13 protein-coding genes and 2 tRNA genes are annotated in these 15,773 nt (G+C 55.7%); 10 read left to right on the top strand and 5 right to left on the bottom strand.

Annotation, left to right across the window (positions count from 1 at the left end; genetic code table 11):
- Positions 1–14: 14 nt before the first annotated feature.
- The 4 genes from A11S_RS07115 to A11S_RS07100 all read right to left on the bottom strand — a co-directional run bounded on the left by A11S_RS07115 (position 15) and on the right by A11S_RS07100 (position 3,718).
- Positions 15–878 (bottom strand): GNAT family N-acetyltransferase, encoded by an 864-nt coding sequence (locus A11S_RS07115; RefSeq protein ID WP_015467826.1) that lies wholly within the window; start codon positions 876–878, stop codon positions 15–17.
- Positions 879–1,070: 192 nt separating this feature from the next.
- Positions 1,071–2,006, bottom strand: a complete 936-nt coding sequence (locus A11S_RS07110; protein WP_015467825.1) for an electron transfer flavoprotein subunit alpha/FixB family protein — start codon at positions 2,004–2,006, stop codon at positions 1,071–1,073.
- The gene (locus A11S_RS07105; RefSeq protein WP_015467824.1) at positions 2,007–2,756 is read right to left on the bottom strand and encodes an electron transfer flavoprotein subunit beta/FixA family protein; all 750 of its coding nucleotides are present in this window, start codon (positions 2,754–2,756) and stop codon (positions 2,007–2,009) included. It lies immediately after the preceding gene.
- 182 nt (positions 2,757–2,938) lie between these two features.
- Positions 2,939–3,718 carry a hypothetical protein gene (locus A11S_RS07100; RefSeq protein WP_015467823.1) on the bottom strand — a complete coding sequence of 260 codons (780 nt, stop codon included), beginning with the start codon at positions 3,716–3,718 and terminating at the stop codon, positions 2,939–2,941.
- A gap of 185 nt (positions 3,719–3,903) precedes the next feature.
- Here A11S_RS07100 and A11S_RS07095 point away from each other — a divergent pair.
- A tRNA-Arg gene (locus tag A11S_RS07095) sits at positions 3,904–3,980 on the top strand.
- Between the two features lie 79 nt (positions 3,981–4,059).
- Here A11S_RS07095 and A11S_RS07090 read toward each other — a convergent pair.
- A complete protein-coding gene (locus tag A11S_RS07090; protein WP_015467821.1) occupies positions 4,060–5,298 on the bottom strand; it encodes a hypothetical protein in 1,239 nt (412 codons plus the stop codon).
- 372 nt (positions 5,299–5,670) lie between these two features.
- Here A11S_RS07090 and A11S_RS07085 point away from each other — a divergent pair.
- From A11S_RS07085 to A11S_RS07045, 9 genes are all read left to right on the top strand, one after another.
- Positions 5,671–5,747: transfer RNA gene (locus tag A11S_RS07085), tRNA-Arg, on the top strand.
- A 300-nt stretch (positions 5,748–6,047) separates the two neighbouring features.
- A complete protein-coding gene (locus A11S_RS07080) occupies positions 6,048–7,982 on the top strand; it encodes a GspE/PulE family protein (RefSeq protein ID WP_148285184.1) in 1,935 nt (644 codons plus the stop codon).
- Positions 7,983–8,038: 56 nt separating this feature from the next.
- Positions 8,039–9,259, top strand: coding sequence for a type II secretion system F family protein (locus A11S_RS07075; RefSeq protein ID WP_015467819.1), 1,221 nt, complete (start codon positions 8,039–8,041; stop codon positions 9,257–9,259).
- A 51-nt stretch (positions 9,260–9,310) separates the two neighbouring features.
- Complete coding sequence (locus A11S_RS07070; RefSeq protein ID WP_015467818.1) at positions 9,311–11,020, top strand: hypothetical protein; 1,710 nt, start codon at positions 9,311–9,313, stop codon at positions 11,018–11,020.
- A complete protein-coding gene (locus tag A11S_RS07065) occupies positions 11,017–11,661 on the top strand; it encodes a hypothetical protein (RefSeq protein ID WP_015467817.1) in 645 nt (214 codons plus the stop codon). Before A11S_RS07070 ends, A11S_RS07065 begins: the two co-directional genes overlap by 4 nt.
- Before the next feature lie 8 nt (positions 11,662–11,669).
- The gene (locus A11S_RS07060) at positions 11,670–12,350 is read left to right on the top strand and encodes a hypothetical protein (protein WP_235067548.1); all 681 of its coding nucleotides are present in this window, start codon (positions 11,670–11,672) and stop codon (positions 12,348–12,350) included.
- A 29-nt stretch (positions 12,351–12,379) separates the two neighbouring features.
- On the top strand, positions 12,380–13,138 hold the full coding sequence (locus A11S_RS07055; RefSeq protein ID WP_015467815.1) for an ABC transporter ATP-binding protein: 759 nt from the start codon (positions 12,380–12,382) through the stop codon (positions 13,136–13,138).
- Between the two features lie 150 nt (positions 13,139–13,288).
- Positions 13,289–14,863 carry a tetratricopeptide repeat protein gene (locus A11S_RS07050; RefSeq protein WP_015467814.1) on the top strand — a complete coding sequence of 525 codons (1,575 nt, stop codon included), beginning with the start codon at positions 13,289–13,291 and terminating at the stop codon, positions 14,861–14,863.
- A gap of 21 nt (positions 14,864–14,884) precedes the next feature.
- Complete coding sequence (locus A11S_RS07045) at positions 14,885–15,697, top strand: prepilin peptidase (protein WP_015467813.1); 813 nt, start codon at positions 14,885–14,887, stop codon at positions 15,695–15,697.
- Positions 15,698–15,773 lie beyond the last annotated feature (76 nt).

Here is a 15,773-nt window from a genome sequence, read left to right as displayed (position 1 = left end):
TGTGCTTTCATCTTTCAATCCCGGCGGAACAAGGCTTCGGCGTCTGCGTCCGTCTGTCCGGCCAGTTCCTCGGGGATGGGCATGTTCTGGCCCGTTTTGCGTTCGTAATGTTTTTTGTAACGGCTGGTGACCAGATGGGTTTGCAAAACGATGCAGACATCAATGGTGTTGAATTGTTCATCAATCACCGCGCCATCGCCAACCATGGACCCCACGCGCAAATAACCTTTAATCAACGGCGGAAGTTCGTTGAAAATTTTCTTCGGGTTCAGGCTTTCCTTCGGGTGCAGGTCCATTTTCACGAACCGGTCCGGCAATGCCGTCGGGCGCAGACCCGGCGGGGCGAGGTGATAGTGATACAGGTAAGACAGTTGTTCCGAAATTTTTTCTGGATCGGTACCGTGGAAGCTGGCGCACCCGAACAACAATTCAATCTGGTGATCCACCATCACGTAATTGGCGATACCCTGCCACAGCAATTGCAAGACGGGACGTGTGCGATAATCCGGCAGAACGCAGGAGCGCCCCAGTTCCAGAATGCTCATGCCACAGGATTGCAGGGCGCTGATGTCGTATTCGTTGCTGGTGTAGAAACCGCCAACGGAATCGGCGGGCTCCTTGCGGATCAGGCGATAGGTGCCGACGATTTTTTCCACATCGCCGGACGTATCGACAACAATAATATGGTCCGCAACCGGATCATATTTATCGGCGTCCAGCTTTGTGGCCGCGACGGTGTCATCCGGTTTCGCGCCAAATTCGTCATAGAAAATCTGATAGCGCAAACGCTGCGCCGCTTCGATTTCTGCGGGGGTCTTGGCCAGACGCACGGATACTTTATCCGATCCGGCAATGGCACTTAAAAGAGGGTTCGACATCGTCCAAAACGCTGTTTTATTGCAAGGTGGGTGTACCATATCCAAACCGGGGACGGGGTCAAGCGTAATCGGTTGTCATAATGATATAATCAGGTGGTTTTTAGAGAGATTGGCCTGGTTTTGGGGACTGGTTCAAATGGGGTGAAAAAAAACGGGGCCGATCAGCCCCGTTTTTATTTTCGCATTATTGTTTTACCCGAGGGCTTTTTCCAGTTCCGGCACCGCTTCAAACAAATCGGCGACCAGACCGTAATCGGCAATCTGGAAGATCGGGGCGTCGGCGTCCTTGTTGATGGCTACGATGACTTTGGAATCTTTCATCCCGGCCAGATGCTGGATCGCGCCGGAGATACCGACGGCGATATAAAGCTGCGGGGCGACGACCTTGCCGGTCTGGCCAACCTGATAATCGTTTGGCACATACCCGGCATCGACCGCGGCGCGTGATGCACCCAGGGCTGCGCCCAATTTGTCCGCCAGCGGCGTGATGATTTTTTCGTAGTTTTCACCACTGCCCAAACCGCGGCCGCCAGAAACGACAACCTTGGCCGTTTGCAGATCGGGGCGTTCGGATTTTGTCACTTCCTGTCCGACGAAGGATGACAGCCCGGAATCGCCAGCCGATGCCAAGGCCTCAACCGCACCGGCGCCACCGGTTTCGGCAACGGCGTCAAACGCGGTCGGACGCACCGTCACAATAACGGGGGAACCCGTTACTTGAACGGTGGCCAATGCGTTACCGGCATAAACCGGACGCACGAATGTGTCGGCGGATTCGATCGCAATGATGTCTGAAATTTGCTGAACATCCAGCAACGCCGCCGCACGCGGCATAATGTTTTTACCGAAGAACGAGGCAGGGGCCAGGATGTGGCTATAGGACCCGCCGATTTTCGCAATCAGGTTGCCCATATTTTCGGCCAGCTCGCGGGCATAGGCCGCATCATCGGCATGCAACACTTTGGTGACGCCAGCGGCTTTGGATACGGCATCGGCCACGGATGCGCTGCCCGATCCAGCGACCAGCACGTGGATGTCGTTGCCCAGTTTCTGGGCCGCGGCAATCGTGCACAATGTGGCGTGGTTGAGCGTTTGGTTGTCGTGTTCGGCAATGACAAGAATAGACATTTACAGCACCTTTGCTTCGGTTTTCAGTTTGCTGACCAGTTCGGCCACATCGGCGACCTTGATCCCGGCGGCGCGTTTCGGCGGCTCGGACACTTTCAGCGTTTTGACTTTGTGTTCGATGGTCACGCCCAGATCGGCCGGGGTGGTGGTGTCCAACGGCTTTTTCTTGGCCTTCATAATGTTCGGCAAAGCGGCGTAACGCGGTTCGTTCAAGCGCAGGTCGGTGGTGACCACGCACGGCATTTTCAGTTTCAGCGTTTCCAGGCCGCCATCAATTTCACGCGTCACAATGGCGTGATCGCCGTCCAATTCAACTTTGGATGCGAATGTGCCTTGCGCCCAGTTCAACAACCCGGCCAGCATCTGGCCCGTTTGGTTGTTATCGCCGTCAATTGCCTGCTTGCCCATCAGGACGAGGCCCGGCTGTTCTTTTTCAACGACGGCTTTCAGCAACTTGGCCATGGCCAGCGGTTGGATGTCTTCATCCGTTTGAATGTGAATGCCGCGGTCGGCGCCCATGGCCATCGCGGTCCGCATGGTTTCTTGCACGTTTGCCGGACCGGCGGAGACGACAACGATTTCGGTGGCCTTGCCGGCTTCCTTCATGCGCACGGCTTCTTCCACCGCAATTTCGCAGAACGGGTTCATCGACATTTTGACGTTGGCGGTTTCGACGCCTGTGCCATCCGCTTTCACCCGGATGGTCACATAGGCATCAATCACACGCTTCACTGGAACAAGAATTTTCATGGTGCTTACACGGCGCTTTGCGGCGCGGCCTTTCACAAAGATTGGTCAGAATCAAATTATGCAGGGGATTTTAAAGCTTTAACCCGGTGATTCAAGATGAAAAGCACCCCTGTGGGGGTGGGGACCACAGGGGCTGGGCGGATCCGTCGGGTAGGGTGTGGGCGAATCCGCTATTCTGCAGGTTAGAAGGTACGCAGGGCCGAACGGTAACGGCTCAGGGCCTCATCTTGCTCGGGACTGAGCTGAAAGGCGTTGTGCCCGTCCGCTGCGCTGATAATCAACGTCTGGTCATAGAACAAGGCGACGGGATCAATGCCCATGCCCATGACAGGAGTGGGGATGAATACGATCAAATCGGCCCGCCCGTTTTGGAGAGTCACATCGGCGACCATGCCGACCTGATCCATTTTGGTGCCATAGATTGGTGTGCCGATCGTGTTGCGGACGCTGATTTCATTCAGGCGTAAAAGACGGGTATCGTTCATGCCGGGTTCGAAGCTGTAGTCAAATGCCACGATGTCTTCGCTATCGCTGGTGTCGATGCGTTTGAGTGTTTCGCGGCGCGGTTCGCTTTTAATAGCGTCATTATATTCCAGCGCAACCATACGCCCAGACATGCCGAATTGCGTACCGTCGGACAGGATCAGGAACTCCGCCTCATTGTCATTGCGGTCATCGCCGTTGACGATGATAACGTCATGAACAGGTGCAACGGGTTGTCCGCGCGTATCAAGCATGGTCTGGTCCAGTAAATTCTGGATGGATTGCGCGTTGTTATAGCTTGCTTCCTCGGCACGGCCCCTGTGCGCGTTGATGCGCATGAGCGACGTTTCCGCCGTGCTGGAAAACAGTGACGTTGCCGGGGCGGGCGCTTCCTGTGCCTTGGGTTTGGCGGGGAAGGCCAGGGTCAAAACAATCAAGGTCACAACGGCAAAGGCGATGGAAAAAAGCAGGGATCTCATGGCTACACCCTCCTGCGTTTATGGCGCACTACGATAATGATTTAGGGCGCTTCGACGCGGTGTCGCGGTCTTTTTTCAGGGCGCTGAAAAAGGTCGATGTTTCAGCATGTTGTGATTGATAAAATTGTATGGAACGGGCATTGCGCACCGTGTGCGCCTTCGCTAGGGTATGGGGCGTCTTGCGTGTCCCCGTAGCTCAGCCGGATAGAGCAACGGTTTCCTAAACCGTAGGCCGCGTGTTCAAATCACGCCGGGGACGCCATTTTTCTCAGTGCAAATATGATCGCCCAAAACAAAATCCCGGCTTGCGCCGGGATTTGAAAATCGTTTGAAGCGTTTGATTAACGAACGTACAGATGCACTTCGCTGGTCGTTGCTTCGTTGCTTTGCAGGTTCGACAGATCAATGCGATCCAGCGATACACCCATTTCGGTCAGGCTGCGCAAAACTTTCTCAGCATTGCGACGGGCGCGGGTGCTTTCGATCGTGGCTTCGGCGCTGTTGCCACCGGTCGGTTGAACGGCGACCAGTTCAAAGCGCGCGTTCGGGTAGCGTTGCAGCGCTTCGTTCACGGCCATGTAAACCGGTTGTTCGTAATTGACGTTGGCTTTGTCAAAACGAATTTTGACCAGCGGGCGGGCAGAGGCCAGCGGCGCGGGTTGAGACACCGGTTGAACGTAACCGCCAGCCATATCATCGCCCATCGGTGCAACAGCTTGCGGGGCGCCGTTCATGGATGTTTGCGGTGCGCCGGAGAACGGGCGGGTGCCCAGGCTCTTGCCGAACAAATCGCCCGTTGTGATGCCCAGCGACAGCGTGCGCAGGTTATTGCGCTCGGTGCTCAGGTACGCAACCGTGCGGGTGATATCGTCATTCACGGTGTTCAACATGCGGTCGATGGCAACAACGGTGTTGCTGATGGAATCTTCCAGTTGGGACAGACGCACGTGATCTTCCTCCACCGCGCCAGACAGGGAGTAGGTGGTGCGTGCGGATTCCAGCAGGAAGCCAGCCATGCTGGCCGCATTCGAAATTTCAACAGCCAGATCGTTCAGCGATGCAACATTGCCCGCCAATTGTTCCAGCGAGTTGCGTGCAACGGACAAACGTTTGATCAAACGCGGGTTGCCCGGTGTGGTGCCGGATTGCAATTGCGTGCTGATCGTTGCGACGTTGGCGTAATATTCAGCGGAATGGTTTTGGCCAGCCAGGCTGAGCTGGTTCAAACGATCGGACAGGCCGGAGACGTTGCCCTGCAGGCCGAACAGTTCCTTGCGCAGATCGTCGATCTTGCGGCTGACAATGGTTTCGGATCCTTCGTCCCAGTATTGCGATCCCATCACTTGCTGGGTGTCGATCACGGGCGCGCGGCGCGGTTGCTGATAGATTTTGCTTTGCAGTTCGTTCGGCAAAGGTTCGTTGGTCACGACCAGAGCCGGGGGCATTGACCCGCTGGTGCGGGCGTCTGCGGGGGCACCGTTGATCAGGGCGGCGCTCAAACCTGCGAGGGCGAAAACGGCTGCGTTGCAGGCAAAGCGTGAAAAAGAAGCACCCCGACGGGTGGAAACATTGCGTGTCATAATACCAATCCAGCTATGGCATGAAATGGGACAGATTCGTCCCTGTAAACCCCCTTAAAAACACACGAAAAGCGTTGGACTGTCAAGGCGCGTTCACCCCAAAAGATCAGGGTCATACACATTAGTTATGTTGAACGGGTGAGGTGGATGGCGGGCAGAGGGGGCAACACGGTTATGGTGAACCGCAGATGCGGAAAAAGACGGCGTGGTTCGGCCAGCACAGAGGTAGGGGTGATGGGGGCAACCCCTTGGATTTGTACAAAAAATAATGAAATTCAGAAAGCTGTCATAAACCCCTTGCAATCGGCTCCGGCTTCTCTTATGGTCTGCTCCGCTTTCCCCGGCGGATTTATCCGCCTCAGGGAACAGAATGCGCCCGTAGCTCAATTGGATAGAGCACCTGACTACGGATCAGGAGGTTTGGGGTTCGAATCCCTACGGGCGCGCCATTTTTCCCCACAGTTCTGAAATTACCCAGCACCGATCAATCGGTGCTAAAGGCATTTGGGCCCCGTTTTCGACGATATTTAAGTAAAATTCTATATATTTCAGGTGGTTGTGCGCCGCACGCGCGTGAAGTCTTTGTTTTGTCATAATATATTAGGGTTTTCTTTAACGTTTGCGCTGCATTCTGTAAGGGGGCGGATTTCAGAATTCGCGTCATTCGGGGGCCGTTTCCGGCATTCACTGCAATAGATTTTTCCGGGTTATCAACGATGCGTTTTTCCAAAGATACAGGACCAGAAGTGATGGACGATTCAAACAAAAAGGCTCCGCGTAAGCCGGGGGCTGATCTGGAGCTTGACGATGGGGCCTTTGCTCTGGCGTTGGATGACGATTACATCGAGGCCGAAACCGTTGAGGTCGTCACGCGTGACATCGGGCCACAACCGGGACAACAACCACAGCCATCATCACCGGGATCTGGAAGTGGGGCGAGCGCAGGCGCGGCCTCTGGCGCGCGTGATCTGGCCGTGCAAAACGCGGGTGGTTTGTCTGAAGACCTGAACCGTGGCCGTATGGGTGATCGCCTGGTCGCCATGGGCATTATTACCGAAGACCAGTTGAACGTTGCCCTGCAGGAGAAAAAGGTCACCGGCAAGATGCTGGGATCTGTTCTGGTTGACCTTGGGTTTATTGACGAAGATTTGCTGTCCGGCTTTCTGGCGGAAAGTTCCGGCTTTGATGTGTTTGATCCGAAGAACACGATTTTCTCCGGCGATGCGCTGGCGATGATCGACAAGGCAACGGCGAAGAAGCATCAGCTCTTGCCGATTTCCATTGATGATAAAGAAGCCGCCGTGGCCATGTGTGACCCGTATGACGTGGTGGCCATGGATACGTTGCGTCGTTTTCTGCCAAAGAACATCACAATCAAGCCGTTGGTGACAACGCCGAAGATTATTTCGGAAGCGATTGATGCGGCCTATGGCTACGCCAGTTCTATCGCTGCGATTCTGAAAGAGCTGGAAGAGGGCGAACCGACGGATCTTTCGACATTGTCCGAAGACGAAGCCTATTCCCACCCGATTGTACGTCTGGTGAACGCGCTGGTTTATGACGCGGTGAAAATTGGTGCGTCCGACTTGCACTTTGAACCGGAAGAAAACTTCGCGCGCTTGCGTTACCGTCTGGACGGTGTCTTGTTCACGGCGCAGATTTTGCACAAACAACACTGGAACGGGATTTCCCAGCGACTGAAAATCATGTCGCATATGAACATTGCCGATAAACTGAGTCCGCAGGATGGACGCTTCGGTTTGAATATCGGGGGCAAGCTGGCCGATTTCCGTGTGTCGTCCTTGCCGACAGTGCATGGCGAGAATATCGTTCTGCGCGTTCTGGACCAGAGCAGCAACATTATTCCGCTGGATCAGTTGGGGTTCAGTGCTCACAACATCGAAAAAATCCGCCGGGCTCAGGCCCGTCCGGAGGGGATCATTATTGTGACTGGCCCGACCGGTTCGGGTAAGACCACGTCGCTGTATTCCATGTTGAACGAAATCAATACGGTCGAGGTGAATATTCAAACGCTGGAAGATCCGGTGGAATATTCGCTGCCGATGATCCGTCAGACGCCGGTGCGTGAGGGCGTGCTGGAATTTGCCGATGGTATCCGCGCGCTTCTGCGTCAGGATCCGGACATCATCTTTCTGGGCGAGATCCGGGACGGGATTACGGCGGAAAAGGCGTTGCAGGCCTCGATGACGGGTCACCAGGTTTATTCGACCCTGCACACCAATGATTCATTCGGGGCGATTCCCCGTTTGCTGGATCTGGGGTTGAAGCCGGGGATGATCGCCGGGGCGATCGTGGCCGTGTTTGCCCAGCGTCTGGTCCGCAAGGTCTGCCCGCATTGCCGCGAGGCGTATCAGCCGGGGCCGGATGAGTGCGCGATTTTGAATGTCGATCCCGCCAATCCGCCGACCATTTACAAAGCGCATCAGGGCGGATGCCAGATGTGCGCGGGGCAGGGTTACAAGGGTCGAATTTCCATAGCGGAGATTTTGCTGTTTGATGACGAGCTCGATGAAGTGATCGCCCAAAATGGCAGTAAGGCCGAGCTGAAACGCAAGGCCTACGAAAAAGGCTTTAAAAACATGAAGGACGATGGCATTCTGAAGGTTCTTGAGGGTACTACCACCCTCGAATCCCTCGCTACGGCCGTTGATGTTTATAAATAAGCATCCAGCCCGTTCCTTATTAAAGTCGTTTCAATACTTGCCAGAGTTCGGGTGTCATGGCTGCAGATCGCTATAAATACAGGGCCATTAATAACAAGGGCCGTCCTGTCCGGGGCGTCATTTCCGCTGCAAACGAAGTGGATTTGTACAACCAGCTGCAAAGCGCCGGGCTGGAACTGATCCAGTGCCAGTCGCTGACCAAGAAAAAGGGACTCCTGGCCGATGTGCGGGCACCGAAGATCAGTACGCGTGACCTGATCCAGCTTTTCATGCACATGGAACAGATGCAGGGCGCGGGCGTGGCCTTGCTTGATGCGCTGGCCGATATTCGTGATACGACCGAACATGATCGTTTGCGTGACGTGTTATCCGAGGTTCACCGCGATGTGTCCGATGGTTCGGCCCTGTCCGAGGCCATGGCCCACCACCCGAAGACGTTCGGTTCCCTGTATATCTCGCTGATTGCCGCGGGGGAGGAAACAGGGGATCTGACCGCCGCGTACCGCCACTTGATCAAATACCTGAAATGGGTTGATCAAATGCAGGCCAAGGTGCGTAAAGCGACGCGCTATCCGACCATTCTGGTTGTGGTCGTTATTGCCACCATCGTGGTGATGATGAGCTTCGTCGTACCGCAGATTGTCGGCTTTATCCGTAACCTGGACCAGGAATTGCCGTGGTACACCACGTCCCTGATGGCGACGTCGGATTTCTTTGTTCAATATTGGTGGGGCGTTCTGGCCACGCCGCCGATCCTGTACGTTATCTATAAGACGCTGGTGAAATCGTCCGAGGATTTTGCTTACAGGATGGACCGCTTGTTTCTGGAAATGCCGGTGGCTGGTCCACTGATCCGGAAAATTAACATTGCGCGCTTTGCCCAGACCTTTGGGGCCATGTTTGCCAGCGGTATTGACGTATTGTCGGCTCTGCGCGCTGCGCGGAATACCGTGAAAAACCTGGCGCTGGTTGAAGCGTTGGAAGGTGTTGAGGAGCAGGTGGCCGCCGGGTCGCCCTTGTCCGAGGCCTTCAACGCGTCTGGCGAATTTCCCAGCATGGTTGTCCGTATGCTGAAGGTGGGCGAGGAATCCGGTAATCTGACCGTGGTTCTGGATCAGGTCGCGGAATTTTACACCAATGACGTGGATGAAGCGGTCCAGGGTCTTATCGCAATGATTGAACCCTTCCTGACCATGTTCCTTGGTGTTATGATCATGTGGATTGCCGTTGCCGTCTTCGGTCCCATTTACGCCAGCTTTGAGAATATTGATTTCTAAACCATGCCGGGTTCATCGATACCATTTTTAACGCCTTCGCGCTGTGTCCTTATGATCAGCGACGATGCCCTGTATGTCTATGATGTCGGGGGCAAGGTCCGGCTGGTTGATACGGTGCCGTGGGCGACGCGTGATTTTGAACAAACGGTCTCTGGCCTGATCCGCCGCGAATGCGGTGGCAAGTCGGTGATGATCGTCAACGACATGACGGATCAATTGTTCAAGGGCGGCCAGCGTATTCCGAAGGTCGGCCCGATGGACAAGGCCAACGTGGTTGCGCGTAAACTGGCCGTGGCATTCCCGAATTATCCGATCCGTGGCGCGTTGGCGCTGAAAGATGCGGGCCCGCGTAAAACGGGCGCAACCGCGGCACAGGCGGGCGGTGGGCTGTATCTGTTCGCCGCCGTTCCGATGTCGGAACCGGTGCAAAAAACAATTGGCGCGGTCAAGACGTCGATGTCGTCGATCGCGGGCTTTACGCTGCTTCCCGTTGAATCGTCCGACATGGTCCGGGCGTTGGCGGAGAAGGCGGCGAAGCGTGAAAAAACCAAATCCCGCTGGGCTGTCCTGATTGGTCAGCATCAAAGTGGTGGTCTGCGTCAGGTGATTACCCGTGACGGCCAATTGGCGATGACACGGATGACGCCGGTGACGGACCTGTCCACGGACCCGAATGCATGGGTGTCCGAAGTGGCGCAGGAATTCAAGGCGACGATCAGCTATCTGTCGCGCTTTGGTTATTCTGCGGGCGATGGAACCGAAGTTTTCGTCATCACCACGCCGCAGGCGGGTGAAATGTTGCGCCAGCGCATCGACGTGCCGTGCAATATCCACAATTACACGGTGGGCGAGGCTGCGCGCGAACTGGGTTTCAGCATTGGCATCCAGGAAAACCAATATCACGCCGACCCGTTGCATGCGTCGTGGATTGGCCGCAAATCGCGCCTGATCCTGCCGATGGTGGCGGCGGACATCAACAAAATCTATGGCCCGCGTCAGGCGGCGACATTTGCTGGTTTGTTGCTGTTCTGCGGTGCGGCCTATCTGGGCTGGCAGTTGGCCGGCAATACGCAAGCCTGGTTCACGGCAAAGGATGATCTGGTGTCGCAACAACGGTTGCGCATCAACGTCAACCAGGAATACGAGATTGAAGTGGCGCGCATGAACGCGCTGGGCGTTGATATCAAATTGATTCAGTCATCGCTGGAAACATACAAGACGCTGGAGGCTGAAAGCCTGCGGCCATTGCCGATCCTGCGTAAAGTGGGCGAGGCGCTGGGGTCTGAACTCCGTCTGGATACGATGAAGATTGAGCGTGTTGTGCCCAAGTTGCCGGATGATCCGTATGTTGTGGCCGAGATGACGCCGGAGCAAAAAGCCCCGACATTAAAAGCATCGTTGCAGCTCAGCTTCCCCGGAACGGTGGACCCGCTGGTGGCCAAGCGCGAAGTTGATGATTTGCAAGCACGTTTGCGGACGGCCTTGCCGGGTTACGACGTGGCCATTCCGCGTCCGGTCGGCGATCTGGTCTATGAGGAAGTTGAAGGCGGCACGGGTGTGCCCGGTGCGCAGGGCGGAGTGCAGGCCCCGCTGGAAGATCATGTTGCGGAACTGGTTATTACCGGTCCGGTGCAATTCCACGAACCTGAAACCCCTGTTGATGGAGCGCCGACTGATGCTTCGGCAACGGATAGTCCGGTGGACACAAATATGGAAGACCAGACGACTCCCGACATGACTTATGAGGGAGCAGAACAATGATTGAAGTTCTTGGCGCCCGCCGCGTAACAGTGATTGCTGGTTTGCTTGTGGTGAATGCCCTTCTGGGGGCGGCGACATATCTGTATGTTTTGCCGCAAAAGGACAAAACGGATCAGGAATTGCGCACGGTACGGTCGGAGATTTCCCAGCGTCGTGATGAAACCGAAAAAATGCGCACGCAATTGCAACAGATTGAAGAACAGAAGGAATTGTTCGCCGTTCTTCAAAAATCCGATTTTTTTGGTGAGCAGGACCGTTACAACGCCCGCCGCACGATTGAGGCTATCCAAACCCAATCCAGTGTTTTGAGCGCCCGTTACACCATCGGTGCCGCGCAACAGGAAGATACGGAGAAGGCGACCGAGGCTGGTCAGCAGCTGATGGTCAGCCCGATTGAAATCGCGATTGAGGCGATGGACGATATCGACGTTTACAATTTTGTATACTGGATTGAAAACGCATTCCCCGGCCATGTCGGTGTCGACATGATCGAGCTGACGCGCAAGGGGGATTTGAGCGAAGCCGTGTTGCGTCAGATTGGGTCCGGTTCTCCCGTGACTTTGATTGATAGCAAAGTGGGATTCACATGGCGCACCATGGTGCCCAAGGCCGGCGGCGATGATGCGGGAGGTGTGCAATGATGACCTTCATGCAAACGTTACACCGTCGAGCATTGGCGGGTGCGTCGGTTCTGGCCGTTGTTGCGATGTTGTCCGGCCCGGCGCTGGCGCAAACGGGGCAATATCCCGATGGCGTAAATCCGCAGATGGGCCAGCAGATGCCGCGCGGACAGATGGGGCAACCCATGCCCAACCAAATTTCGGCCGAGGACCGTGCCGAGGCGCATGCGCGTCTGGTTGGTATGGCGTCGACCAAGAATATGTTGCGTGATTCCGCGATGTCGCCGGAATCGATGCCCAGCCTGTTCTTCACCGCCTGGCAACATGCGTTGTTACAGGAAGCGAAACAGTTGTTCATTACCCGTCCGCCGACAAACACGGAACTGGCGTCCGATGGCACGGTTGTGTCGCGTCCGACGGGCCCGCGTGAAGTGAGCCTGGGCGGTATTTTGTACAGCAACAAGGATAGCTGGACGGTTTGGTTGAATGGTGTGCGTATCACCAAGGATGCCATTCCGAAACAGATTTTGGACATTCGGGTGGCGCGTCAATATATCGACCTGAAATGGTTCGATGCATCGACCAACCTGGTGTTTCCGATTCGCTTGCGCCCGCATGAGCGCTTTAATCTGGATGCGCGCATCTTCCTGCCGGGCACGGGGGCTGAAACGGAAGCCGCCGGGGCGGGCATGGATGTCGCACCTTTCTAAATGTTGCGTCATGCCCTATATTTCTGGGCATGACGATTCCATCTGATTCATCACATTCTGTTCCCGCATTGCGTTTGTCTGGCGTCACCATGGCCTATGGTGCGCGCGATGTTGTGCATTCCATCACGCTTGATGTGGCGCAGGGGGAGACATTTGGTCTGATTGGTTTGAATGGCGCGGGCAAGACAACGTTGATCAAGGGGATTCTTGGTCTGCGTGACCACCGCACCGGCGATATTCTGATCAACGGTCATGACCGTCTGGTGGGCGAGGCGAAGAAGAGCCTGGCATACCTGCCAGAAAAATTTGAGCCGCCATGGTTTTTACGCGGAGCCGAATTTATAAAATTTTCCATGCGGTTATACGGCAAAGTTTTTAATTTAGATGAAGCGCGTGCGCTGGCCGATCATCTGGGGCTGAACCCCGATGTTCTGGGGCATCGTGTGCAAACCTATTCCAAGGGCATGCGGCAGAAGCTGGGGCTGATGGCAACCTTGATGACCGGCGCGGAGTTATCGATTCTCGATGAGCCGATGAGCGGTCTTGATCCGCGCGCCCGCGCGGCGGTGAAGGATGCATTATTGCAAACCAAGGCACAGGGGCGGGCGATTTTCTTAAGTTCCCATATTCTTGCGGATATGGATGAAATTTGTGATCGCGTTGCGGTTTTACACGATGGTGTTCTGGTTTATATCGGCCCGCCCGCGGGTTTGCGTGATCGGGCCGGGGTGGATAACCTGGAACGGGCGTTTTTGAAGGTGATTGATACGCCTTCTGCCGCGGCCTGATATGGGAATAAAAGCGTTGTGCGGCAAGGATTCACTTGCATGCGGTTTTCTGTTAGAATCTAATACGAATACATCATGTCGCGCGGGGCTTTCGGGTTCTCCTTCCTCGCGCGCCTTCATATTTTTCTGATCCTGTCTGGGGCGCTTACAATGGCTAAGAATGACATCCTGTCCAATACTTACGACTCCGATCTGGACGATATGGTTCTGGATATGATGGACGATGATGATGACATTCTCGAATTGCAAAAACCTGTGCGCGCACCGAACGCGGGGCGCAGAATTTTGATGTCGACGGTTGCCGTTGTTGCATTGGCTGGCGCGGGGCTGGGCTATCTGGCCACCGCTGGCGCGCAACAGATGGAGCAGGTGGGTGGTAAGATTGTCACCGAACTGTCCGCTCTCGATGCCGCTGATGTTGATCCGGTTGTGCCGGATGTGACGATGCCGGATGTCACTGTGCTGTCCCGTGTTGATACTGTGCCTGTGTCGATTGATGGTGCGGCGGATCCTGCCATGACGACGATACTGGGCGCACTGAATGCGATTGAACCGGCGAGTGGCGGCCTTGGGGCTGCCGGTGTGCCGAATGGCCCGGACGACGTGCCGATGCCCGCGGATGAATTGGCCCCGGCGCCGGGTGTATTGCCGGCCCCTGCACCTGCACCGGCTCCTGCGCCGTCTCCGGTTGATGGTTTTGTTTCGGCGGAACCTCCGGCCTCTGCGCCTGAAGAAACGCCGATTATTATTGATGAAACGGTTGCCGCTCCTGCGCCGGACGCGCCGTTGACGCCGGAGCCTGTTGCGCAATCTGCGCCAGAGCCAACGCCGGAGCCTATTATTCTCGGCAATGATGAGCCGACACCACCCATGCCGGATTTGACCGGATTGGAAGGGGCACCGGACACGCTGTCCGATACGGCGGCACCGCCACCCTCTGCAACCATATCCGGACGTGAATCGGCGAGTGGTGTAACGGAAAACCGTGTCGTGGCTCCGGCCCCGGCGGTTGAAAATGATGTGTATTACGATTCTGCGCCGGGCGTTCCGACGGGACCGCTGTCCAATACGGTTGGCCCGCGCAAGGTCGACCCGACGATGGAGCCGGCATCGACCATGGTGATTGTGCAGAAGGATTACGGTTCCGGTGAGCAGGAGGCGATGGTCGTTGCCGCTGGCCGTGCGCTGGATCTGGGGCGCTATGAATCCGCGCTGGAAATGTACGACACGCTGTACAAAAAGAATAAGAGCGATATCCGCATCCTGATGGGCCGTGCCGTGGCGCAACAGAATGTCGGTTACCGCGAGCTGGCCATTCAAAGCTATGAAGAAGTTTTGAAGGCCGATCCAAAAAATGCCGATGCCGTCATCAACATGATGGGCATTTTGCGTGACGAATATCCGTCTGTTGCTTTACGTCGTTTGCTGGATTTGAAGGAGCGTCATCCCGCGAACTCCGGCCTGATGGCGCAAATTGGCATGACCTATGCCGCCATGGGACAGACCCAGGATGCCGTACGGTCCCTGAACATGGCCGCCAGCATGGACCCGCGCAATGCGTCGCACCTGTATAATCTGGCCATCCTGTTTGACCGGGCCGGGGATTCATCGAATGCCATGAAGTATTATGAGCAGGCGCTGGAAACCGATGCGGTCTATGGTGGCGGGCGTTCCATTCCGCGGGATCAGGTGTATGACCGTTTGTCGACCTTGCGGGCGAACTAATCTGATCACCGGTCGTGCTTGATGACCGGTGTGGATGCGCGCACCGCGCTTGAAATCCTTTTTGTGTTGATGTTCGGGTTATGCTGCGGCAGCTTTGCCACGGCTTTGATCTGGCGTATTCCGCGTGGTGTGTCGTGGATATTTGCGAATAAAGGGGCGGCGCGCTCGGCCTGTCCGCATTGCCAAACACCGTTGACCCTGTGGGATTTGATCCCGGTTTTTTCATGGGTGTTTTTGCGTGGACGGTGCCGTCATTGTCACAAGCCGATTGGCTGGATATATCCGACGATTGAACTATCGACCGTGCTGTTGTGCTGCGGCGTGTATGCGCTGTGGGGCTATAACGCGCCGGGCGGGATTGTCATGCTGACCATTCCGTTTTTGGTGGCGTTGTTTGTCATTGATTTGCGCCATTTCATTTTACCCGCTCAACTCAATGCGTTAGCTGCCCTTCTTGGGGTTGTTTATCAATTTATTCTGGGTGGCGTTCATGGTGCGGGATTTGCGATCCTGTCGGGTCTTGTCTGGGGCGTGTGTGCTTTTGCGCTTGGTTTTTTGATGAAGAAAATTCTGAAGAAAGAGGCGTTGGGGCTTGGGGATGTTAAGTTTTTTGCTGTCGTGGGTGTGTGGCTCCCGGTGGCATTGGCACCCGCGTTCCTGATGTGGTCTGGGGTGCTGGGGGTTGGGTTGGCTTTGATCTGGAAAATAACGGGACGTGGGGCGGTTTTCCCCTTTGGCCCGGCCCTGATCGCGGCTTTTGCCCTGTGTCTGGCGCTGACCCGCGTGGATCTGGGGCTGGATCATGGCCTGTCTTTTGCCCGGTTGTCGTATTGACGGGGCGGTGTGCTTCATACATCCTTGAATCCGTGACAAATTCTGCATCTGATTAACCTTCCGTTTGCACTTTTCA

The sequence above is a fragment of the Micavibrio aeruginosavorus EPB genome (genome assembly GCF_000348745.1).
Lineage (GTDB): Bacteria > Pseudomonadota > Alphaproteobacteria > Micavibrionales > Micavibrionaceae > Micavibrio > Micavibrio aeruginosavorus_A.
Note: the sequence above shows the minus strand (reverse complement) of the source record. Positions and strands in the feature narration are given on the sequence as shown.